The sequence below is a fragment of the Streptomyces sp. 796.1 genome, from assembly GCF_047525675.1.
Classification (GTDB): domain Bacteria; phylum Actinomycetota; class Actinomycetes; order Streptomycetales; family Streptomycetaceae; genus Streptomyces.
In genome coordinates this window covers 172,144-193,379 of sequence record NZ_JBLIWA010000007.1, presented here as the reverse complement: position 1 = coordinate 193,379, position 21,236 = coordinate 172,144, and the positions used below count along the sequence as shown (strand labels likewise).

General features: G+C 74.0%; 17 protein-coding genes and 1 riboswitch. Of the genes, 7 read left to right on the top strand and 10 right to left on the bottom strand.

The features are described 5' to 3' along the window. Positions 1–433: 433 nt before the first annotated feature. Positions 434–1,420: a ferric reductase-like transmembrane domain-containing protein gene (locus ACMA1D_RS07455; RefSeq protein ID WP_414723079.1), complete on the top strand. Its 987-nt coding sequence runs from the start codon at positions 434–436 to the stop codon at positions 1,418–1,420. 296 nt (positions 1,421–1,716) lie between these two features. Here ACMA1D_RS07455 and ACMA1D_RS07450 read toward each other — a convergent pair whose 3' ends face one another. Genes ACMA1D_RS07450 through ACMA1D_RS07430 form a run of 5 tightly spaced genes read right to left on the bottom strand, consistent with a single transcriptional unit; the run spans position 1,717 to position 7,048 of the window. Next, positions 1,717–2,466: a class I SAM-dependent methyltransferase gene (locus tag ACMA1D_RS07450; RefSeq protein ID WP_414723078.1), complete on the bottom strand. Its 750-nt coding sequence runs from the start codon at positions 2,464–2,466 to the stop codon at positions 1,717–1,719. Continuing rightward, positions 2,463–3,701 carry an MFS transporter gene (locus tag ACMA1D_RS07445; protein WP_414723077.1) on the bottom strand — a complete coding sequence of 413 codons (1,239 nt, stop codon included), beginning with the start codon at positions 3,699–3,701 and terminating at the stop codon, positions 2,463–2,465. The genes ACMA1D_RS07450 and ACMA1D_RS07445 overlap by 4 nt, the downstream gene beginning before the upstream one ends. After that, a complete protein-coding gene (locus ACMA1D_RS07440; RefSeq protein ID WP_414723076.1) occupies positions 3,694–4,953 on the bottom strand; it encodes an ATP-grasp domain-containing protein in 1,260 nt (419 codons plus the stop codon). The genes ACMA1D_RS07445 and ACMA1D_RS07440 overlap by 8 nt, the downstream gene beginning before the upstream one ends. Continuing rightward, positions 4,950–5,984 carry a cysteine synthase family protein gene (locus ACMA1D_RS07435; RefSeq protein ID WP_414723075.1) on the bottom strand — a complete coding sequence of 345 codons (1,035 nt, stop codon included), beginning with the start codon at positions 5,982–5,984 and terminating at the stop codon, positions 4,950–4,952. The genes ACMA1D_RS07440 and ACMA1D_RS07435 overlap by 4 nt, the downstream gene beginning before the upstream one ends. After that, positions 5,981–7,048 (bottom strand): hypothetical protein, encoded by a 1,068-nt coding sequence (locus ACMA1D_RS07430; RefSeq protein ID WP_414723074.1) that lies wholly within the window; start codon positions 7,046–7,048, stop codon positions 5,981–5,983. Before ACMA1D_RS07430 ends, ACMA1D_RS07435 begins: the two co-directional genes overlap by 4 nt. Positions 7,049–7,180: 132 nt before the next feature. Next, positions 7,181–7,398: riboswitch (cobalamin riboswitch) on the bottom strand. A 300-nt stretch (positions 7,399–7,698) separates the two neighbouring features. Here ACMA1D_RS07430 and ACMA1D_RS07425 point away from each other — a divergent pair. Further along, positions 7,699–8,127: an NUDIX hydrolase gene (locus ACMA1D_RS07425; protein ID WP_414723073.1), complete on the top strand. Its 429-nt coding sequence runs from the start codon at positions 7,699–7,701 to the stop codon at positions 8,125–8,127. A 120-nt stretch (positions 8,128–8,247) separates the two neighbouring features. Here the strand turns inward: ACMA1D_RS07425 and ACMA1D_RS07420 are convergent, their stop codons facing one another. Next, positions 8,248–8,661 (bottom strand): SRPBCC family protein, encoded by a 414-nt coding sequence (locus ACMA1D_RS07420; RefSeq protein WP_414723072.1) that lies wholly within the window; start codon positions 8,659–8,661, stop codon positions 8,248–8,250. Between the two features lie 749 nt (positions 8,662–9,410). Here ACMA1D_RS07420 and ACMA1D_RS07415 point away from each other — a divergent pair. Then, a complete protein-coding gene (locus tag ACMA1D_RS07415) occupies positions 9,411–10,343 on the top strand; it encodes a TIGR03564 family F420-dependent LLM class oxidoreductase (RefSeq protein ID WP_414723071.1) in 933 nt (310 codons plus the stop codon). A gap of 568 nt (positions 10,344–10,911) precedes the next feature. Further along, the gene (locus ACMA1D_RS07410) at positions 10,912–12,093 is read left to right on the top strand and encodes a S1 family peptidase (RefSeq protein WP_414723070.1); all 1,182 of its coding nucleotides are present in this window, start codon (positions 10,912–10,914) and stop codon (positions 12,091–12,093) included. A gap of 53 nt (positions 12,094–12,146) precedes the next feature. Here the strand turns inward: ACMA1D_RS07410 and ACMA1D_RS07405 are convergent, their stop codons facing one another. Both ACMA1D_RS07405 and ACMA1D_RS07400 read right to left on the bottom strand, forming a co-directional pair. Further along, entirely contained in the window at positions 12,147–13,118 is a 972-nt protein-coding gene (locus ACMA1D_RS07405; protein WP_414723069.1) for a LysR family transcriptional regulator, read from the bottom strand. Between the two features lie 316 nt (positions 13,119–13,434). Beyond that, positions 13,435–14,964, bottom strand: coding sequence for a DUF418 domain-containing protein (locus tag ACMA1D_RS07400; protein WP_414723068.1), 1,530 nt, complete (start codon positions 14,962–14,964; stop codon positions 13,435–13,437). A gap of 180 nt (positions 14,965–15,144) precedes the next feature. Here ACMA1D_RS07400 and ACMA1D_RS07395 point away from each other — a divergent pair, with 180 nt between their 5' ends. Both ACMA1D_RS07395 and ACMA1D_RS07390 read left to right on the top strand, forming a co-directional pair. After that, on the top strand, positions 15,145–15,804 hold the full coding sequence (locus tag ACMA1D_RS07395) for a response regulator transcription factor (RefSeq protein ID WP_349993383.1): 660 nt from the start codon (positions 15,145–15,147) through the stop codon (positions 15,802–15,804). After that, positions 15,801–16,904, top strand: a complete 1,104-nt coding sequence (locus ACMA1D_RS07390) for a sensor histidine kinase (protein ID WP_414723067.1) — start codon at positions 15,801–15,803, stop codon at positions 16,902–16,904. Before ACMA1D_RS07395 ends, ACMA1D_RS07390 begins: the two co-directional genes overlap by 4 nt. Before the next feature lie 294 nt (positions 16,905–17,198). On the opposite strand, the gene ACMA1D_RS07385 is transcribed toward ACMA1D_RS07390, so the two are convergent. Both ACMA1D_RS07385 and ACMA1D_RS07380 read right to left on the bottom strand, forming a co-directional pair. After that, entirely contained in the window at positions 17,199–17,357 is a 159-nt protein-coding gene (locus ACMA1D_RS07385) for a hypothetical protein (protein ID WP_414723066.1), read from the bottom strand. Between the two features lie 169 nt (positions 17,358–17,526). Then, positions 17,527–19,686: a GTP-binding protein gene (locus ACMA1D_RS07380; protein ID WP_414723065.1), complete on the bottom strand. Its 2,160-nt coding sequence runs from the start codon at positions 19,684–19,686 to the stop codon at positions 17,527–17,529. A 530-nt stretch (positions 19,687–20,216) separates the two neighbouring features. Between ACMA1D_RS07380 and ACMA1D_RS07375 the strand changes: the two genes are divergently transcribed. Beyond that, positions 20,217–21,173, top strand: a complete 957-nt coding sequence (locus ACMA1D_RS07375; protein ID WP_414723064.1) for an SDR family NAD(P)-dependent oxidoreductase — start codon at positions 20,217–20,219, stop codon at positions 21,171–21,173. Positions 21,174–21,236: the final 63 nt, after the last annotated feature.

Sequence of the window (21,236 nt, the reverse complement as noted above, 5' to 3'; positions counted from 1 at the left end):
CACCGGCCGCGCCCGCGGCACCGCACCGGCCGCGCCCGCGGCACCGCACCGGCCGCGCCCGCGGCACCGCACCGGCCGGGACGACAGAGAAGCCTCCGGCCGCGCCTGCCGCACCGCACCGGCCGCGACAGTGGCCAGCAGCCGGCACGGCGATGGACGAAGCCGCGGCCATAGCAGTGGACATGACAGCCGTCCACGGGGTGAATCGCGCCACGGCCGAGAACGCGTTCCGCGGGGCGGCGAATGCGGCCAATGCTGGTCCAGACCTATGCTGTCGCGCCCTGAACCCGCAGGCTGACCGGCGATTTCGTACGCTCGTTCTGGCTGAATCATGCGCTCCGCAACGCTGGGCTCTCCCTCACACTCGTGTTCGTACGGCCCACGCGCCACCCCCGCCACCCCGTCGTGGCCCCGTGCTCGGGAGGCTCAGCCGATGTTGCGAGACGCCCCACCGGACGGGGAGGGTACGACCGCGGAGCCCGAGCGTGACCGGCGCCCGGCCGACCGGATCGCGCTCCGCGCCGATCTGCGGGCCGCCGTGCCGGACGCCGCCGCCGCGCTGGTCGTGACGGCCGCGGTCTTCGTCCTGCTGTACGTCCGGATGGACGACGGCAGTTCGGACACGGTGTCCGTGATGCCGTTCATGAACGACTCCCGCACCTACTGGATGTACCTGCTCAGCCAGGCGTTCGGCTGGTCGGGGCTGCTGTGGGCGTGGGGCACGGTGATGCTGGGTCTGGTGCTCTCGGGCCCGGGGCCGGCAAAGCTCGGGGTGCGCCGGGCGGTGTGGGAACGCTGGCACCGCACCACCAGCCTCACCACCATGGCGCTGATGGCCGCCCACGCCCTGCTGTTCGCGGCCGAACTGGTCCGCTACGAGACCGACCTCGGCTGGCTGGATCGGCTGTGGGGCGGCTTCGCCGACAGCTTCGTGCCCGGCTGGTACGACTCGGGCACCGGCCGCACCGCCATCCCCATCGGGCAGGGCGCCCTCTACCTGGCGGTCCCGCTCGGCCTGCTCTTCTACGTACGGCACCGCATCGGTGCCAACACCTGGCGCCGGCTGCACCGGTTCGTCATCGTCATCTACGTGCTGAGCGTCTGGCACACCCTGCTGTACGGCACCAACGTCTGGTACGACGGCTGGCCGCGCACCGTGCTGTGGCTGCTCCAACTTCCCATCGCTGGGCTGCTGTTGCTCCGGCTGCTGCGGCCGGCCCGGCGGGCCGAGCGGCTGGGCGCGCCCACCCGCGGCGGCGCCGCGGACGCCCCGCGCTGGGCCGGACGGGCGCTCGGCCGCCTGGTCGTCGCCGCGGTCGCGGTCGGTCTCGTCGCCGTGGTGGCCTCCGGGCACGACGGCGGCCGGGCCCGCCCGGCCGAACCCCCGGCCACCGCCCCGCACGCCCAGCAGGCGGAGTAGACACGGCGGGCGCTGCGGGCGCCGACGGGGCGGGGCCGCGGCGGTGCGACGCGCGGAACCCGCGTCCGGGCCGCCCCGGCCCACCCATCGCGGCCCGGCGCACGCCGTGAGCCGCGGCCACGGTCGTACCGGCGCGGGGGACTGCGGGCGGTAGCCCCTCGCGCCGGTCGCACCCGTACCACGCCGCGTGACGCCGCACCGCGTGACGCCGCACCGCGTGGCGTCGGCCCGCATAACGCCGGCCCGCCCCGCGCCCGCTCGCGGCGGAGCACGGCCCGCGCGCCCGCCCCCGCGGCTCAGGCCGGCCGTACGGCCCGCAGGATCAGCCGCTCGGCGTCCTGGTCGTACGGGCGGCCGTCGAACCCGCCGAAGACCTCGATGCGCTCGAACCCCGCTTCCCGCACCAACTGCCGCAGCTCCACCGCGCTGTACACGAACCACACCAGCGCCGCCCGGGTGACCCGCTCGCCCCGTACCAGCACCCAGTCGCTGCGCAGCCGCGCCCACTCGTCAAGCACCGTGTCGGTCTGCACCATCAGGTCATCGCCGCGCCGCACCACCTTGGGCGGGGTGACCCGGCCGGCCAACTGCTCCTTGCCTGCCATGTCGAGCAGCAGCGTGCCACCGGGCGCCAGTGATGCGTACATGGTGTCGAGCGTCCGGGCGTTGTCGGCCGGGTCCTCGAAGTAGCCGAAGGAGGTGAACAGGTTGAGGACCACGTCGAAGGGTTGGCCGGGGCGGTAGTCGCGCACATCGGCCGACACGTAGTCGATCTCCACGCCGGAGCCGGCGGCGCGGTCGCGGGCGCGCCCCAGCAGGTCCTCGCTGCGGTCCACGCCGGTGACCCGGTGCCCGGCGGCGGCCAGCGGCGTGGCGAAGACGCCGGGCCCGCAGCACAGGTCCAGGATGCGGGCGCCGGCCGGGAAGGCCAGCAGCGGCGATCCGGCCAGCAACTCCTCGGCCTGCGTGAAGCGTTGCTCGGAGAAGAGGAAGTCGTAGAACTCGATCCAGAAGTCGTCGTCCTGGAACCCACCGGTGTCGGTCATGGTCGCGTCAGCGCTCCTTCGGTGTCGCCGTGGGGTCGGGGGAGGTCGGCCGCGGGGCGGCGCAGCAGCACCAGCAGCGGTGGCAGCAGCAGGCACTGGGCGGCGGCCCAGAGCCAGAACCAGCCGGCGTCGCCCGCGTGCTCGGCCGCGCCGTAGAGCTGCCCGCCGAGCACCCCGCTGGCGCAGGCGCCGATGCCGGCGGCCAGCCGTTGCTGGCCGAAGACCACGGCGTCCGAGCGGGGGCTGCGGCGCAGCGCCTCCAGGTCGTTCTTGAGGAAGAGCACGATGTCACCGAGGGTGATCAGCGCGCCGCCGGCCAGCAGCGCCGGCCGGTTGCCGACCGCCAGCACGGCAAGTCCCGCGGCGAGCCCGAGGAAGCCGACGGCCAGCGCCAGCCCGTACGGCATCCGCCGGATCGCCCCCGAGGCCAGCGGCTGCACGACGATGACCAGCGCGAAGCACAACAGCAGCACCAGGCTGTAGAACTCGCTGGACGCCCGCTCGACCGCGTACACGGCCAGGTAGTGCTGGAAGTGGAAGTACAGGTAGAACGCCAGCCCGTTGGCGACGAACGGCAGCAGCGCCACCCCGGACAGCAGGCCCTGCCGGCCCTCGTCCGCGATGGCCAGCGCCTCGCCCGAGGGCGCGGGCAGCCGCGCGTGCCCCGCGGTGACCAGTACGAACAGCGCCGTGACGGCGACGAACAGCCAGCCGGGCGAGGACAGTACGAACGGGCCCGCCACCAGCGGCCCCACCGCCATGCCCGCGTTCAGCGCCGCATTGCCGGCGGACAGGAACGCCGGCCGGCGCTCCTCGTCCACGCCGTGCACCAGGTACGCCTTGTTCGCCGGCAGGTAAAGGGCCGCGCCGCAACAGGTGAGGATCAGCGCGCCGACCGCCAGCGGCGGCCAGCGCAGCGCCAGCAGCAGCCCCACGAACCCGGCGGTGCGGACGACCAGCGCCCACAGCATGGTGCGCCGCAGCCCGATCCGCTCCGCGAGCGCGCCGCCGGCGATCCCGCCGGAGAACTGCACGAGCGAGGCCGCGGCCAGCACCACGCCGACCGTGCCGAGCCCCATGCCGAGCCGCTCGTGCAGGAACACCGACATGAACGGCAGCACCATGAAGCTGCCGAGCGGGATCAGGAACGAGCTGAGCAGCAGGAACCGCAGCGGGATGCTGAGCGTGCCGAGCGCGGTCCGCAGGCCCGGGCCGCCGGTGGGGCGCTCAGCCATCGTGCGCCGGGCCCGCCGCCGGTGGGGCGAACGGCGCGGTGTGCACCCGGACGCCACAGGCCGCGGCGACCGCCCGGTGGGTGGCGAGCTCCGCGCTCTCGCCCTCCGCGTACACGATGCCGGCGTAGCCGCGGCTGTCCGCCAGGTGCTCGATCGGGTCGCCGATCCGCTTGGTCGGGTACCAGGCCGGCGCGCCGGGCATGTCGGCCAGCCGGTCGAGCCCGGTGACCTCGGTGAAGGTGCCGGGCTCGGCCGGGTAGCCGAGGACGAAGGCGACGGCGGGCCCACCCGGCAGCTCGGCGTCCAGCAGCCCGGGCCGGCGCCCCAGCGCGGCCTCCACCATCGCCTCGTACACGTTGACGCCCAGCGCCCGGCACAGCCCCTCGCCGACCAGCGCGCCGCCGATCCGCGGGTTGACCTCCACCACCTCGGGCCCCGCGGTGGTGAGCACGAACTCCACGTGCGCGAACCGGTCGGTGTAGTCGAGCGCGGCCAGCACGGTGTCCAACCACCGCTCCAGTTCAGCGTGTTGACCGGCCGGGAAGGCGACCGGGAAGGCGGTGATCTCCTCGCGGAAGTACGGCTCGGGCGACATCAGCCGGCTGGAGACGCCGAGCAGCCGGGTGCGGCCGGCCCAGGTGAGGGTCTCGGCGCTGTAGAGGGGGCCGCTGAAGTACGGTTCGGCGAACGGCCTGCCCATCAGCTTCCGCCCCGCGACGGCGTCCAGCGCCGTCTGCCACGCGTCCTCGTCGCGGACCAGGAACACGTTCTGACTGCCGGTGCCCGCCGAGTCCTTGACCACCGCGGGCAGCCCCACCTCCTTCAGCAGCGCCGCCCGAAGCGCCGGGTCGTGCGCGGCGTCCGCCGCCTCCACGGCCCGGCCGCGGGTCAGCCCGGCCGCGTGCAGCCGGTTGCGCACGGCGACCTTGTCGCGGGTCAGCCGCAGCACGTCGGTGGCGAGGCCGGGCAGGCCGAAGCGGGCCGCGAGTTCGGCGCCGACCAGCGTCCAGGTGTCGGTCGAGCTGATCAGGCCGCGCAGTTCGGGCGTGCCGGCCAGCGCTGCGGCGACCTGCTCGGTGTCGAAGGTCTCCACCTCCACCACGTCCAGCGCGCCGGCCGGCAGCCGCGCCAACTCGTGCGCGTAGTAACCCGGGTCGCGGGTCAGCAGCCGCAGCCGCTCGCCGAGCCCGTCGGCGGCGCGCACCAGGTGGCCGAGGCCGAAGGTGAGCGATTCCAGGCAGACCACGCTCATGCCGCCTGCTCCTTCCAGTGCGCGGGGCACGCGGCGCGGTTCCACGCCATCGTGGACCAGGGCATGGTCATCTCCTCGGGGCTGCTGACGTCGACGGGGGCGAGGGTTGTGAGGTCGCGGGCCTCGGCGTGCCGGGCGAAGACCCGCTCCACGTAGCGGTGTCCGGTGTCGGCGCCGATCACCAGGTGCAGCCGGTCCGGGTCGCGGCGCGCGGCGTCGGTGGCGGCCAGATAGCCGGCGCCGGTGGACAGGCCGGCGAAGACGGCGTGCTCGCGCAGCAGCGCCACCGACCCGGACAGGGCGTGCACGAAGTCCATCCAGTGCAGGGCGTCGTAGAGGTGGTGGCGCACGTTGTCGAAGACGATGGAGGAGCCGATCCCGGCGATGATGGCCTCCGGGTCGTGGTGGTCCTGGCTGCCGAAGGTGACGCTGCCGAACGGCTGCACCCCCACCAGTCGCACGCTGGGGTCGGTGCGCCGCAGATGGGTCACCAGCCCGCCGGTGGAGGCGCCGGAGCCGACGCCGCCGACCACGGTCAGCGGCCGGCCGGCCAGCGTGTCGGCCAACTCGGCGGCGACCGCGTCCGCGATCTCCCGGTATCCCAGGTAGTGGATGTCGTCGTGGTACTGGCGCATCCAGTGCACCTCCGGGTGGTCGGCGAGGATCTCGCGCACCCGGCGCACCCGCAGTTGCTGGTCGAGCTTGAGGTTCTCGGACGGCTTCACCTGCTCCACGGTGGCGCCCAGCACCTCCAACTGGGCGAGCGTGGTGGCGTCGACGGTGGTGGAGGCGACGATGTGGCAGTGCATGCCGTAGCGGTGGCAGGCGAGCGCGAGGGCGTGCGCGTAGATGCCGCTCGAACTGTCGATGAGCGTCTGGCCCGGGCGCACCACGCCCCGGTCCAGCAGGTCGCGGACGGCGCCGAGCGCCGAGTAGATCTTCATCGACTCGAAGCGGAGCAGCACCATGCCGTCGGTGAGGCGGATCAGATCGGGGACCTTCAGGGCGTCGGCGATGTGGGGGTGGATCACCCGTAGCCTCCTTGGGCGAATGAGCACTGGTGGCCGAGCGAACGGAAGAAGGCGGAGAGTTCGGACTTGACGTCGCTGGGTGGGCGGTCGACGAAGAGGTAGCCGACCAGCGAGCCGGTGTGGGCGACGAAGACGCCGTCGGCCCCGAACCGCTCGCGGTGCCCGAGCACGCTGGCGAACGTCTGCTTGGGCAGCGCCTCCTGGGAGAGCACCGCACTGGTGGTGGCGGCCCGGGCGACGACGGCCGGGTCGCCGGTGTCGAACCCCTTCAACAGGTCGGACAGGCACCGCTCGTACTCCTCGCCGCGCCGCCGGTAGTGGCGCAGCAGCAGCGCGGTGACGGCGCCGGTGTCCACGGTGCCGGGCTCGGTGACGAACGCGGTGTGGAAGCCGATGGCGGTGCCGAGGGTGCGCACCACCCGGTGCCGGGCGCTCAGGTGCAGCGCGAACTCGTCCAGGAAGACGCTGTCGGCCCGCTCGATCGCGGCCAGGATGCCGAGCACCACCTGCTGGTCGTACGGCAGCAGGAAGAGCCGGAACAGACAGCGCAAGGTGGCCACGACGTCGGCGGTCGAACTCGCCATGCCGACGCCGATCCGCAGGTCGGAATGGGTGCTCCAGTGCCCGGGCGGCAGTTGGAGGTCGAACCGGTCGAGGAACAGCCGCACCGCCTTCGCCGCCTTCGCGCCCAGCGGCAGCGGCCCTGGTGGTCCTGCGCCCGGCGTGAAGTACACCCAGGAGTGCCGGTCCACCGGGAAGGAGACCAGGGCGATGTCGGGCGTCGGGCCGGCGCGCAACGGGCCCTGGTAGAGCTCGCCCAGGGTGCCGTGGCAGACGCCGGCGGCGATGGCCGGAACCGGGGTCGTGGTGGGGGCGCCGGGCGGGGGCGCGGGCGCCGTGCGTGGGGGTGGCGCGGGTGCGCCGGACGGAGCTGGGAGCGCGGGCACCGTGGCCGGGGGCGTGGTGGGTGCGGGCGCCGTGTCCGGGAGTGCGGTGGGGGCGCCGGTGGGGGTACGGGGGCGATGCGCCGATCGGCCCGGTTGCGGATCTCCGTGGCCAGGCATGCGTCCTCCCTCGTCATCCCGTGCCCCGAGCGATGACGGGGGAGGGGCGAGGGCGAAGCGCGGGGTGAGGCCCCGCGCAGCCACCTGTACCGCCGACCCAGTCCACGAGGCCACCGTGCACACACCACGTGCACCACGCACGTGAGCAGCGGCAGGTCTTCGGACTCATGGGGCCTGCCGGACTTCCGACGGACAGCTACCGGCCACCGCTCCCGGGCCCGCCGCTGCGGGTCGGACGTCGACGGCGTGAGCTCCCACTCACCGTTGCGGGACAGTCCCGGACTCACACCGGGTTCCCTCTTGCGTCACGCCACTGGTGGATGGCGTGAACCAACTGCGCCTATCAGCGTAGGGGCGCCGCTCCGCAGGGGACAGAGCGAGTTCGCCCGTTGTCCTGATGTAGCGGTGTTGTCCTGATGCAGACGGTAGCTGGAGTGAATCTTGTGGGTGACACTGCTGGGTTGGCCAGGGAAGGGAGGGGCGCGTGGGGGCGGTGTGGTTGTCACCCGCCTGCCCACCGCCCACCGCCCGCCGACTGCCCACCGCTCACCACGCGCCGCCCGCAGGGCACCCGGCCCGCCACCGCCCCGGCGCGATCATGATGGGGCAGCCGGTACGACCGTCGTGGCCGGCATCGAGGGAGGCACCCCGTGGACATCAGGACCCGCGTCTCTGCGTACGCGATCGTCGTGGAGGCCGACCGGCTGCTGCTGACCCGGCTCTCCGCCGCCTCGCCGGTCTTCGCGCCCGGGCTGTGGCACCTGCCGGGCGGCGGCATCGACCCCGGCGAGCAGCCGGCCCAGGCGCTGGCCCGCGAACTCCACGAGGAGAGCGGCCGTACGGCACGCGCCGTCCGGCTGCTGGACGCCAAGAGCTACACCGCTCACCGCAACGGCACGCACTGGCACCTGACCGGCCTCTTCTACGCGGTCGAGCTGGCCCCGGGCACGCTGCGGGTCACCGAGACGGACGGCGCGACCAGCGCGGTCGCCTGGCACCGGATCGCGGACCTGACCCCGGAGGTGCTGTCCCCGGCCGCGATCGACGCACTGGAGTTGCTGCCGCGGGCGGCTGGTTGACGCACCGGGGCCGCCGGCTCGGTTGACGTACCGGGAGCGCCGACGGGCTGGCGTAACGCCTGTCCCACCCCGTCTCGCCCCCACCGCCCCGTCGGCGGCCCACCCGCGGCGCCCCGGCGCCTACCTGCACTCCGTGGTGCGCTTGAGGTCCCTGAGCCAGACCGTCAGCGACTGCGTCAGCTCGGCCCGCAGGCCGTACGGGTCGGCGTCCACGCGCGGGCCCGACCAGGTCTCCTCGGTGCGGGCCAGCGTGTTGTCGCCGATGGCCGTGAACGTCCAGCGGTGGACCTCGTGGATGCCGGCCGCCGGGCTCTCCCAGGTGATGTGCCGGCCGGGGGTGAGCGCGATGACCGTCGAGCTCACGGCCAGCCCGTGGCTGCGCCAGCGGAAGCTGGAGCCGACGGTCAGCGTGCCGGTCGGGGCGACCCGGTCGATCCCCGAGTTCCACACTGGCCAGGCGGCGACGTCGGTGTGCAGCCGCCACACCCGCTCCACCGGTGCGTGGATGAGCAGTTCGCGTTGGCCGCGGATCATGCTGGGGCCCCGTACTTGGTCAGGGCGTGTGCCGTGACCCCATCGTCCAAGGGTGCGAGATATCGGCTGCGGTAGGGGTCGGCAGGAATCGGAGGCATGGTGCACGTCCTTTGCGATGGCGCGGGGAGTCGTACGGCAGGGGTTCGCGGCGTGGGGCGCGTGGGGTGGTGGTGGGCGGGCTAGGGGGTGGCTAGGGGGTCAGTGGCTGACGGGTGGGGGTGCGGGCACGTCAAGGACAGGGGGCAGTGATGAGTGGTGAATTACTCTTGGTGGCACGCCGGTGAGTGCCACGGCGCGTAGTGGCGAATATGGCCATTTAGCTCTGTATGTACGGCAGTTGGCGGGACGGAATGCGTCCGTGATGGGCAACGCGGGGAGGGTCGTTGAGCGGATGCGGGCCATCGCACATCTGCTAAGAGTAATAAATCACTCACATCTAACGCGGTCAAGAGAAGTCCGAGAATCCGGCGGGCCGCGGTCCGTGTCGGCGCGGAGGTCGTCGATCGGCGTTGCCGGCTTCGGAAGTTGAGATGCACGGTCGGCGGCGGGGGTTCACTGCGCGCCCGGCAAATCCGTCCGACCACCCCGCGCCGGCACCCTGCCACTCCGCGACCCCATCAACCGTCACCGCGCGACCCGGCCCTGGCCAACCGCGACCGGCCAACCGCTCCCCGCGGCGGGGTCCCGCAACCGGCATGACCCGCGGTCAACTGCGGAATGAGCTGCCCGTGTTGCCGGTTGGATCGACCATGACTGTGGGAATCTCGCTGAACGCGGCGGAAGCCGCCAACCAGATCGACGCCACCGTGCAACTCGCCACCGAGGCCGCCGCGGCCGGACTGCGGTCCGCCTGGTTCGGGCAGACCTTCGGCGCCGACTCGCCCCAACTGGCCGCCCTCGTCGGGCGCGCCGTGCCCGAACTCCAGGTCGGCACCTCGGCCATCCCGGTCTTCGGACGCCACCCGCTGACCGTGGCCAGCCAGGCACTGACGGCCCAGGCCGCCACCCACGGCCGCTACCACCTCGGCCTGGCGCTCGGCAGCAAGCTGGTCGTCGAGGAAGGTTTCCGGCTGCCCTTCGAACGCCCCGTGGACCGGTTGCGGGAGTTCTTGACCGCCATCCGCCCGCTCCTGGAGACCGGCAACGTCGACTACCGCGGCGAACTCCTCGGCGCGGCGACGCCCATCCCGGCCCGGGTGGCCGGCGCCGATGCCGGCGTTCCGCTGCTGGTGGCGGCCATGGGCCCGAAGGCGCTGCGGGTCAGCGGCGAACTCTCCGACGGCATCCTGCCGTTCCTGGCCGGCCCGCGCGCCCTCGGCGAGCACATCGTGCCGGCCGTCACCAAGGCCGCCGAGGCCGCGGGCCGCCCCGCGCCGCGGATCGTGGCCCTCGTGCACGGCGTGGTCACCGACGACGTGGAGCGCGTCCGCGCCGAGACCGCCGAGCGGCTCGCGTTCTACGAGCAGATCCCCTCCTACGCGCGGGTGATCGAACTCTCCGGGGCCGAACGCGCCGTCGACGTCGCGGCGATCGGTGACGAGGCGGCGATCGCCGCCGAGGTGCAGCGCTACCGGGACGCGGGGGCGACCGAGGTGGTGTTCGCCGGTACGGAGACCGCGGGCGAGGAGAGCCGCCGCCGCGCCTGGGCGGTCCTTGGCGAACTGGCCGGTACGGTCGGCTGATCCGACGCCCCCGGCCGGGCCCCGCGGAATCTGGCCACGCCGCGTACCTCTGTTGCACGTTGCGGGTCGCAGGTCGCAGGTCGCAGGTCGCAGGTCGCCGGTCCCACGCCGCAGGTCGGCCGTACGGGCTGGCTGCACCGGACGCCCGCGGCCGTGCGCCCGCACCCGTCCGGCCGCACCGTCCGGCCGCCCCGACCGGTCGCCCGCCAGCGCGCCCCGCCCCGTTATGCCGAGTTGGCATCTCCACGGGGCGGGGCGCGCTGGCTACCTTCGCTGGTGGTGCCGGTGTGCTGCCGACACCCGATCCGGCCGGCGCCCCCACGTGCCCGGCCGGACCCCCACCCCCACCCCACTCACCCCGCCGGCGGTCACCGTGCGCCGGCTCGGGCCCGTACCGCCGGGGCCGTACGGGCAGCTCGTACGGCCAGGACAGCCAGGGCGACGACGCGCGCCGTACCGAACGCTTTGGCGCGGGGCGCGTCCACACCGGCTGTGTCCCGGCCGATCGCGTCCGCATGGGGGGCGTCCGTGGGGCTCGTCCGTCCCCTCACAACGAAGGAGCAGCACCATGCCTAGACGACGGTTCTCCCTGGTGGCAGCCCTGTTGACGACGGTCACCTGCGCGGCCACCGTACTCGTCACGCAGCCGGCCGGTGCCGATGCGCAGGGCCAGGCGCCGGCTCCGGCCGGCCGGGGCGCCGCGCTCGCCACCTCGCCCGGCGCGCTCGACGCCCTCCAGCGCGACCTGGGGCTGACCCGTGAGGCGGCGCTCGACCGGCTGGCCGCCGAGGACCGGGCCGGCGCCGTGGACCGCCGGGTACGGGCCGAGCTCGGTCCGCGGCTCGGCGGCACCTGGTACGACGCGCGCACCGCCCGGCTGGTGGTGGCCGTCACCGACCCGGCCGACGCGGCGGCGGTCCGCGCGGCGGGCGCCGAGCCGCGGCCCGTCGCGCACTCCGAGGAGGTGCTCAAGGCGGCCGTCCGCGCCCTGGACGCGGCCGGCGACCCGGCTCCGGGTACCGTCGCCGGATGGCGCACCGACCCGGTCGGCAACGCCGTCGTGGTCCGGCACCGCACGGCGGACGCCGCAGCGGCCCGGGCGTTCGTCCGCGCGGCGGGCGTACGCGCCGAACTGGTGCGGTACGAGCGGGCGCGGCAGGCGCCGCGCCCGCTGCTCGACGTGGTCGGCGGCAACCGCTACTGGACCTCCCAGTACGGCTGCTCGGTCGGGTTCACCGTCAACGACGGGTTCGTCAGCGCCGGCCACTGCGGTGAGGTCGGCGAGCGCACCACCCAGCCCAGCGGCCAGTTCACCGGCTCCAGCTTCCCCGGCGACGACATGGCGCACATACGGGTGGCCGCGGGCAACACCCTCGTACCGGCGGTCAACCGCTACCGCAACAACGAGCGGGTGACCGTGGCCGGTTCCCAGGAGGCGCCGGTCGGTGCGTCCCTGTGCCGCTCGGGCGGCACCACCGGGTGGCACTGCGGCACCGTCATCTCCTGGGACTCCTCCGTCGACTACGGGGACCAGGGCCAGGTCACGGAGTTGTTGGAGACCAATGTGTGTGCCGAGCCGGGTGACTCGGGCGGCTCGGCCATCGCGGGGCAGCAGGCGCAGGGCGTGACCTCGGGCGGTTCGGGCGACTGCACGCGGGGCGGCAAGACCTGGTTCCAGCCGGTCAACGAGATCCTCCAGACCTACGGGGTCACCCTGGCCACCGGCACCGGCCTGGCCCTCCACCCCTGATCGCCCCCGGCGCCGGCTCCCGCCTGTTCACATCGGCGCCGGCTCCCGCTTGATCACTCCAGCACGGGCTCCCGCCGGCCGAGCCACCAGTCGTCGTACGCGCCGCTGCACCCGAGCCGGTCCCGGTAGGCGTCGGCGAGGTGGTGCAGGACCTCGTCCAGGTGTCGGTGCGGGAGGCTGTGCCGGCGGTAGAACAGGTGCAGTTCGAGACGGAGCGGCTGGTCGGCGAGCGGCCGGATGACGATGTGTCCCGGATGGTCGCTGCTGGTGGAGAACGCCGGCGCGATCGCCTGCTCGTCGGCGACCAGCTCCAACACGGTGAACAGGCTGACCGTGCTGTGCCGCTGGTCGAGCGAGACCGCCGCCTCGTGGCAGGCGCGGCGCAGATAGCTCGTCCACAGCGTGTAGCCGGGCGGCTCGTCGACCCACGGGAAGTCGGCGAGCCGCTCCAGCGGCACCGGCGCGCCGCCGCGGGCCAGCGGATGGTCATGGGCCAGGGCGATGAACACCGGCTCGTCGGCGTGCACCACCACCCCGCCGACCGCGTCCGGCACCGTGAGCCTGGCCTGCGGCGGCAGATAGACCAGCGCCAGGTCACAGGCGCCCACCGCGAGCCCGTCCACCGCGGCCTGCGGGTCCAGGTCCTCGCGCAGCGCCACCTCGGGGCACCAGGGCAGGCCGCGCAGCCGCCGGGCGAGGGCCACCTGCGGGTAGCCGCAGTGCCCGCCGAGGGTCAGCGGGTCGCGCGGCCCGCCCCTGGCCCCCCACGCCTGCGCCCGCTCCCGGATGCCGCTCATGCCGCGCAGCACGCTGTGCGCCTCGGCCAGCACGTCCGCGCCGAGCGGGGTGGGCACCGAACCGCTGCGGGTACGGACGAACAGCGTGTCGCCCACACAGCGCTCGATGCGCTGGAGCAGCTTCGACAACGCCGGCTGGGACATCCCGAGTTGGCGCGCGGCCAGCGTGAGGCTGCCGGTGTCGCTGATGGCGGCGATGGCGCGCAGGTGCCGGACTTCCAGTTCCAAGGTGAACCTCCCGTGCGAACGCGGCCGGTGGCCTACCTCGCCGGTCAGCGCCCGGCGCGCGGCTGGTCAGTCCCGGTGCGGGGAAACCGTGACGGAAACTCTGCGGGAAACTCTGTGGGAACGAACGGTCCGAGGGTAGTCCCAGATCGTCATCAGCCGCGCCTATGCGGACCGGGCCACTGTGCACCGCGCCCGTGCGAACCGCGCTGGTACGGACCGGTTCGTACGCACTCGCCCGCGCATTCGCCCACGCACTCGGCCGCCCCCGCAGCCGCACCCGCACCCGTGCCCGCCCGCTGCGGTGGGCCGCCGCCGGTCAGCGCCGCCGGCGGCCCAGCAGGGAGAGGTGGTGCAGGACGAACTCCAGCGGGCCGCGGCGGAAGAACCGCGACCAGGCGTACGCGGACAGGCTCACGGCGGCGATGAAGCCGAGCAGCAGGCCGATGGAGAGGTCGTCGCCCTCGATGTCGATGTGCAGCAGGCGGATGCCCACGATGTGGAAGACGTAGCTGCTGAGCGACATGCTGCCGACCGCGATGACCGGCACGGCGGCCGGGCGCAGCCGCGGCAGCAGGTCCATGGCGGTCAGGGCCGCGGCGACCACGGTGAGGGCGACGCCGGTGTTGGCGACGACGGAGAGCGTGGTCTCGCTGTGCGGGGCGGCCAGCAAGAGCAGGCCCGGGTTGAGGTCCTCGGGCCACTCGTCGGTATCGGCCCACCAGCCGTGCGGCATCCCGGCCCGGTCCCCGACCGCCGGGACCTGGAGCGCCAGCCAGGAGGCGCCGTAGCCGAACGCGGCGAGCGCTGGCCCCAGCACCGCGAGCCGGGCCCGTACCCGCGGGGCGCGCAGGTCGAGCCGGCCGACGGCCATGCCGGCGAGCACGAACGGCATCCAGGCCAGCGCCGGATAGTTGCCGGTGACCAGGAGCCGGGTCAGGCCCTCGCCCTCGGCGTAGTGCGCGAGTGGGTCGTGGGCGGCGATGCCCCGCTCCAGCGCACTGTCCCAGAACACCTGCTGCGCCATGTACCACAACTGCGGCCCCACCAGCGCCCAGCCGACCGCGAGTGCGGCCAGCGCCCGGCTGGTCAGCCGCACGAACGGCAGGGCGAGCAGGAAGTACAGGCCGTAGTAGGCGAGGATCACCTCGACCTTGGTGCCGCTGGCCGTCAGTACGCTGCCGAAGGCGAGCAGGACCAGGGCGCGGATGGCGATCCGCAGCGCGGCCCGCCGCCCGTCGCGGGCGTCGGACGGCGGCTGCCGGCCCGCGAGGAAGACCAGCGTCACCCCGGCGAGCACCGCGAACAGCGCCGATGACCTGCCGTGCGCCAACTCAAGGAGGAAGCCGCTGGGTTCGCCGAGTTCGGGCTCGGGCCCCAGGTGCGCCGCGTACATGCCGAACACGGCCAGCCCGCGCGCGAGATCGAGCCCCACGAGCCGCACGGCACCGCCGCCTGCGCCGGCGCGGGAGGGGGCCCCGCCGACTTCGACGACCGGTCCGGGGCGGGGTGTGCGGGTGCTGGTACCGGATTCGGCGATGGGGGCGGGGGTGGTGCTGGTGGGGGGTTCGGGGGCGGGAGTGGTGGTGGGTTCAGGGGCGCTGCCGGGGTCGGCGTCGGGTTCGGCGGCGGATTCGGCGTCGGGGGAGGAGCTCGTGCCGAGGTCTCCACGGGCTCCCGCGGCGACGCCCGTACCGGCTCCCGCCCCGTCGCCCGTATCAACGCGCGTGCAACCTGCGGCGCCTGACGTCGCACCGGGCCGCACGCCGACCCCCGCGTCAGCCCCCGTACCGTCGCCAGCCGGTCGCGGCGGATCGCCCTCCGCGGCGGCGCGTGTGCTGTTTGCCATGGCTCCACGCTCGGCCATCGGCGCCGCCGAAGCCACCGGGCGGCACGCTGTCGATCCCCGCCGGTCGGCTGGAGTGGCTCCGCCACCCGGCAGGGCCGGCCGGTTCGGCGCGCCGCCGGCCCGGTGCGCGTGGTAGGCAGGTCGGACCACAGGGCGTGGGCGGGGGCGGAAGGGGGCGGCGTGGTCCGGGTACTGGTGGTCGACGACGAGGCGTTGATCCGGAGCGGGTTCCAACTCATCCTCGACGCGGCCCACGACATCGAGGTCGTCGCGGCCGTGCCCGGCGGCGAGGCCGTGGCGGCCGTCCGCGCACACCACCCCGACGTGGTCCTGCTCGACATCCGGATGCCCGACGTGGACGGGCTCACCGTCCTGGAACACCTGCGCGCCCTGCCCGAACCGCCGGTCGTCGCCATGCTGACCACCTTCGACACCGACGAGTACGTGGCCACGGCGCTGCGCTCGGGCGCGGCCGGCTTCCTCCTCAAGGACACCGACCCCGAGCAACTCCCGCACCTGATCCGCAACCTGGCCGCGGCCGGCGTCGTCCTCTCCGCCCGCGTCACCCGCCGGGTGGTGGGCGGCTACCTGGACGGCGCGGCGGCCGGCCCGGACGCGCACGCCGTGGCCCGGCTCACCGACCGCGAACGCGCCGTCCTCGTCCTGGTCGCCGACGGCCTGTCCAACACCGACATCGGCCAGCGGCTCTATCTGAGCACCGGCACCGTCAAGGACCACGTCAGCGCCATCTACGCCAAGTTGGGCGTCACCGGGCGCATCCAGGCGGCGCTGGTCGCCCAGCGCGCCGGCCTGCTGGGCCCCGGCCGGGGCGGCGCGTGAACCCCCGCCGGATACCCGCGCCCCTGCTCGACGCCCTGCTGGTCGTGGTCGGCCTCCTCGACCTGTGGATCAACGTCGACCTCACCGACCGCACCGGCGTCGGCTGCGCCCTGCTGGCCGCCTGCGCGCTCGTGCTGCGCCGTACTCTGCCGCTGCTGGTGTTCGTGCTCTCGCTGCCCGCCGTGCTGGTCACCGCGGCCACCGCCGCCACCCTGGTCACCCTGGCCACGCTGGCCGCCCGTACCCGCAGCCGGGCCGTACTCGGCGGCTGCACCGCGGCGTTCGCCGCCTGCTACGCACTGCCCTGGCCCACCGGCCGGTTCGCCGAGGGCGACTACGGGATCTTCACCGCGCTCACCGCCGGCCACGGCCTGGCCTCCGCCGTCGCCGCGCTCTTCCTCGGCCAACTCGTCCAGACCCGCCGCGAGCTCTCGGCCAGGCTGGCGGAGATCACCGAGGCCAGGGAGACGGAGCGGGTGCTCACCGCGCAGACCGCGCTGGCCACCGAGCGCGCCCAACTCGCCCGCGAGATGCACGACGTGGTCTCCCACCAGGTCAGCCTCATCGCGGTGCGGGCCGGCGCGCTCCAGGTCAGCACCCGTGACCCGGAGACCAAGGAGGCGGCCAGCACCATCCGCCGGCTCAGCGTGCAGACGCTGGAGGAGCTGCGGCACATGGTGAGCGTGTTGCGCGGCGCGGGCGGCGCCCCCACCGAACTCACCCCACAGCCCACCCTGGCCGGCCTGGAGCGGCTGGTCACCGGTAGCGGCATCGAAGCCGAACTCCGGCTCGACCTGCCGCACGAGGTGCCGCCGCCGGTGCAGCGCGCCGTCTACCGCACCGTGCAGGAGGCCCTGACCAACGTGCGCAAGCACGCCCCCGGCGCGCGGGCCGAGGTCCGTGTGCAGCACACCGCGACCGCCCTCACCACCGAGGTCACCAACACCGCCGCCACCCGCCCCGCCCTGCGCCTGCCCAGCTCCCAGCACGGCCTGGAGGGCCTGCGCCAGCGCGCCGCCCTGCTCGGCGGCAGCCTCACCGCGGCCCCCACCCCTGCCGGCGGCTACCGCCTCACCCTCGAACTCCCCCTGGAGACGTGAGGCCGCCCGGTGCGAGGAACCGGCGTACGGGGCGGCCGGCCGCGAGGGGCCCCGTACGAGGAGATCTGCGTGCGCCGAGCCGCGTGCGCCCAGCCGCGTGCTCCGAACTGCGTGCGAGGAGGCACGTGCGGCACGTGCGAAGAGGCGCGGGCGTCCAGCCGGGAGCGGGAGCGACATGCGAAGAACCGCACGCGAAGACCGGGGCCCCGCATACGAAGACCGGGGCACGCGTCCGCGTGGTGCGGAGGCGTGCCCCGGTGGGGGAGCCGGCGGGGGATAGGGCCCTGCGCGCTGTCAGGTGGTGCGCGGGGCGTTGGGTGAGAGGGGGGAGTCGGCCTCGGACGCGGAGTGTTCGGCGGGCCGGTCACTCAGGTCCCCGAGTGCCTCGGACCGACTCAGTGCCTTGCCCCAATCGATGCCGGGCAGGTCGTCCTGGACCAACGGAGCGCCCACAGCCGTGACGGCACCTGCGACGACAGATGCCACGGTGAATAGGTCGAGCATCTTCATGTCCGGACCAACGCCTACGAACACGTCGAAGTCACGCCCAAATGGCCGCTGATGGGGCTGATTTACCCACCACGAACCGCCCTGGCCATCCGTTTCGCCCCACCCGCCCCACCTACCCCAAGCGCCCTGTCGTGCCCCCGGTGACGTTCCGTACCACGCGCAACAGGTACTCCTTGCGGTCCAACGGGTCGTGATCGGTGCGCTGCCGGGTCGGTGGGGCGCCGTGGACCGGGCGGTAGCCGGCGAAGGAGTAGTCCAGCAGGGCCTCGCCGCGGGTCAGCCCGGTCAGCCGCTGCTCCAGGGCGTGCACCGCAGCCGCCGGGATCTCCCCCTCCAGTACGCCGTACTCGCCGCGCACGGCCTGCGGGCGCGGCACGGCCCCGAGCCGGGCCAGAACGGGCAGCACCACGCCCACCGTGTCGGCGGGCACCTCCAGGTGGAAGTGGTGCATCGGCTCGTGCACCCGGGTGGCGGCGCGGCGCAGCGCCGTCAGCAGCACCAGCGGGGTCAGCTTGCGGAAGTCGCCGGCCGTGCTCGACATGCTCTTGTCGAACACCCCGTGGGCGTGGCTCTGCCGCGCCGCGTAGCCGGAGCGGGTGAGCGTGACGACGCAGTCGGGGACCGCCCAGCCGTACAGGCCCTGTCCGAGGGTCTCCCGCACGGTCTCCTCGATGGCTTTGGTGAACGCGTGTGGCAGGGCGCCGAGTTCGACGGCCAGCCGGAAGGCGACCCCGCTGCCCTCGGCCGCCGGTTCCACCCGCAGCCCCACCGTGGCCAGGAAGGGGTTGCCCGGCGCGTGCATGACCTCCACCGCCGAGCCGCTGCCGATCACCCGCTCCACGTGGATGGTGCTGGTCCGGCGGAAGACGACCGCCACCCCGAACTCCTGCGCCAGCGTTGCCTCGATGACCTCCTTCTGCACCTCGCCGTAGAGGGAGAGGAAGAGTTCCTGCCGGTCGCCGCCCTGCCGCAGGTTGATCAGTGGGTCTGCCTCGGCGAGTTGGGCGAGCGCCAGGTGCAGGGCGGGACGGTCGGTGGCGCGGTGCGGGGCGATGACCGTCTCCAGCGTCGGCGGCGCGAAGTGCTGCCCGGTCGTCCCCGCGCCTGCGGCCCAGCCCCGAGGGCGGTTGTCCACCGCCCCTGGCCCCGTGGGCGGCGGCTCGGCGCCTGGTGGCGCGCCAAGGGGGGCCGCGGCCGGTGCTGCTGTGGGCGTCGGTGTCGATGGCTGGGCTTCCACCGCGCTGATCACGTCGCCGATCCGGACGCCGGTCAGCCCCCGGACCGCGCCGATCTGGCCCGCGGTCAGCACCGCGGCCTGCCCGCCGGGCCCGGGCGCGAACACCCGTACCGCCGTGACCTTGGCCTCGCCCCGCGGGGTCGCGGCGCGCGGCTCACCGAACCACAGGCGGTCCCGGGCGCGGACGGTGCCGGCCAGGAGGCGCAGATAGGCCAGCCGTTCGCCGGCGGGGCCGCGTTCGACCTTGAAGACCGTGCCGGTGGCCGGCGCGTCCCGCTCGCCCCGCGCGCGGGGCAACAACTCCGTGATCCCGGCGGTCAGCTCCGCCACCCCGGCCCCGGTGTGCGCAGAGCCGAAGAACACCGGGTGCAGCAGCCCGCGACCGGTCTGCGTGACCAGCTCGGCCCGCAGCCGTGCGTCGTCCAGCCGCGCCTCATCGGCGACGAACTCCGCGAGCAGCCGTTCGTCGTAGGCGGTCAGTGTGTCGAGCAGCGCGCTCCGCAAGCCCGCGTCCGCACTGTCGTACGGCAGCGAGCGCGCGTCCCGGGTGCCGAGGCCGCGCACCGTGTTGAGGGCGAGTACGGCCGGGGTGAGCTTCGCGGCGAGTTCGCGCAGCAACGCGCCCTCGCGCGCACCGGAGCGGTCGATCTTGTTGACGAAGACGAGCGTGGGGATGCGCAGCCGGCGCAGGGTGCGCATCAGCACCCGGGTCTGTGCCTGCACGCCCTCGACCGCGGAGACCACGAGCACCGCCCCGTCCAGGACGCTCAGCACCCGCTCGACCTCGGCGATGAAGTCGGGGTGCCCGGGGGTGTCGATGACGTTGACCGCGAGGTCGCCGATGGGGAAGGAGACCACCGCGGCCTTGATGGTGATGCCGCGCTGCCGCTCAAGGGCGAGCGAATCGGTCTGGGTGTTGCCGTCGTCCACCCGGCCGACCTCCGGGATGACCCCGGCGGTGTGCAGGAGCCGTTCGGTCAGGCTGGTCTTACCGGCGTCGACGTGCGCGAGGATGCCCAGGTTCACGGTGTGCAAGATGTGTCATGTCCTTAGCAGAGTTGGTCATTACCTGCGAGTGGGACATGGCTGTGAGTCGCATGATCGTCTCCTGGGGACGCCGCTGCACGGCGGATGGCTGGGAAGCGCGGCCTACGGTCCGTACCCGGAACGCGCAGCGCGTACGGGCGCCCGCCGACCGGGCACGCCAAAGGGTGCGGGGCCCGATCCGGCCGCCAAGGAAAAGTGCAACAGAGCCCGACCGCGGCGGGCAACTGAGTTATGGCGCCGGTGCTGCTGTTGCTGCTTCGCCGTCGCCGCCGTCGCCGTCGTGCGCCGTGCCGCCCGCTCCCTGGTACGGCGCTCCGCGTTGCCCCACGCCCGCCGTGCTGCCTCGCTCCGTAGTGCGACGCCTCGTGCTGCCGCACCCGGCCGGCGGCGCTCCATCCGGTCCGCGCTCCCCGCCGCACGCCAATGCACCTCACAGTCCGCGGCGGCGGCCCGCGCGACCGGCCGTGGTCAGCGCGACCTGCTGCGGTGGTGACCGGCCCCGACCTAGGGTGACGGCCATGAACCTGTCACCCATTCAGCCCGGTCAGCTCGGTCAGTCCGGTCAGCCCGCCGCCGTCTCCCTCGACCTGCGGGGACGTACGGCGCTGGTCACGGGAGCGGCCAGCGGCATCGGGCGGGCCTGTGCGCTACGACTGGTGGCGGCCGGCGCGCAGGTGCGGGCGGTGGACCGGGACGCCGAGGGGCTGACGGCCCTGCTGGCCAGCGCCAACGCCGCCGCATCGGCCGCATCAGCCCAATCGACTGCATCAGCCGAAACCACAGCCGATGCCGGCGCCACCGGGAGCGCGACGAACGGGGCGAACTCCGGGAGCACAACGAGCTCCGCGAACGCGGCGAGCGCCGCACCGCCCGCCGGCGAGATGCTGCCCGTCCCGCTCGACCTGACCGACCTCGATGCCGCGGAGCGGGCCGCGGAAGGCGTGGACGTGCTGGTCAACAACGCCGGGCTGCAACTGGTCCGGCCGATCCACGAGTTTCCGCCCGAGGTCTTCTCGACCGTGCTGACGGTCATGCTGGAGGCGCCCTTCCGGCTGATCAGGGGCGCGCTCCCGGGCATGTACGAGCGGGGCTGGGGCCGCGTCGTCAACATCTCGTCCGTCCACGGGCTGCGCGCCTCGGCCTTCAAATCGGCGTACGTGGCGGCCAAGCACGGACTTGAGGGCCTGTCCAAGGTCACCGCGCTCGAAGGCGCCCCGCACGGCGTCACCTCCAACTGCGTCAACCCCGGCTACGTACGGACCCCGCTGGTGGAGCGCCAGATCGCTGACCAGGCCGCGGCCCACGGCATCCCGGCCGACCGCGTGGTCACCGACGTACTCCTCGCCGACTCGGCGATCAAGCGCCTGCTGGAACCCGCCGAGGTCGCCGAGGCCGTCGCCTACCTGTGCACCCCGCAGGCGTCCTTCCTCACCGGCGCCTCGCTGCCGCTCGACGGGGCCTGGACGGCGAGCTGACCGAGCCGGCCGGCGACCCCCGGGGCGACCGCGGCCCGGGGCCGCGGGCGGTCGCGGATTGGT

Coding starts and splice junctions, on each gene's coding strand:
- ACMA1D_RS07445 (WP_414723077.1), bottom strand. CDS start 3,701: ATGGCTGAGCGCCCCACCGGCGGCCCGGGCCTGCGGACCGCGCTCGGC.
- ACMA1D_RS07420 (WP_414723072.1), bottom strand. CDS start 8,661: ATGATCCGCGGCCAACGCGAACTGCTCATCCACGCACCGGTGGAGCGG.
- ACMA1D_RS07415 (WP_414723071.1), top strand. CDS start 9,411: ATGACTGTGGGAATCTCGCTGAACGCGGCGGAAGCCGCCAACCAGATC.
- ACMA1D_RS07375 (WP_414723064.1), top strand. CDS start 20,217: ATGAACCTGTCACCCATTCAGCCCGGTCAGCTCGGTCAGTCCGGTCAG.
- ACMA1D_RS07400 (WP_414723068.1), bottom strand. CDS start 14,964: ATGGCAAACAGCACACGCGCCGCCGCGGAGGGCGATCCGCCGCGACCG.
- ACMA1D_RS07410 (WP_414723070.1), top strand. CDS start 10,912: ATGCCTAGACGACGGTTCTCCCTGGTGGCAGCCCTGTTGACGACGGTC.
- ACMA1D_RS07455 (WP_414723079.1), top strand. CDS start 434: ATGTTGCGAGACGCCCCACCGGACGGGGAGGGTACGACCGCGGAGCCC.
- ACMA1D_RS07440 (WP_414723076.1), bottom strand. CDS start 4,953: ATGAGCGTGGTCTGCCTGGAATCGCTCACCTTCGGCCTCGGCCACCTG.
- ACMA1D_RS07450 (WP_414723078.1), bottom strand. CDS start 2,466: ATGACCGACACCGGTGGGTTCCAGGACGACGACTTCTGGATCGAGTTC.
- ACMA1D_RS07430 (WP_414723074.1), bottom strand. CDS start 7,048: ATGCCTGGCCACGGAGATCCGCAACCGGGCCGATCGGCGCATCGCCCC.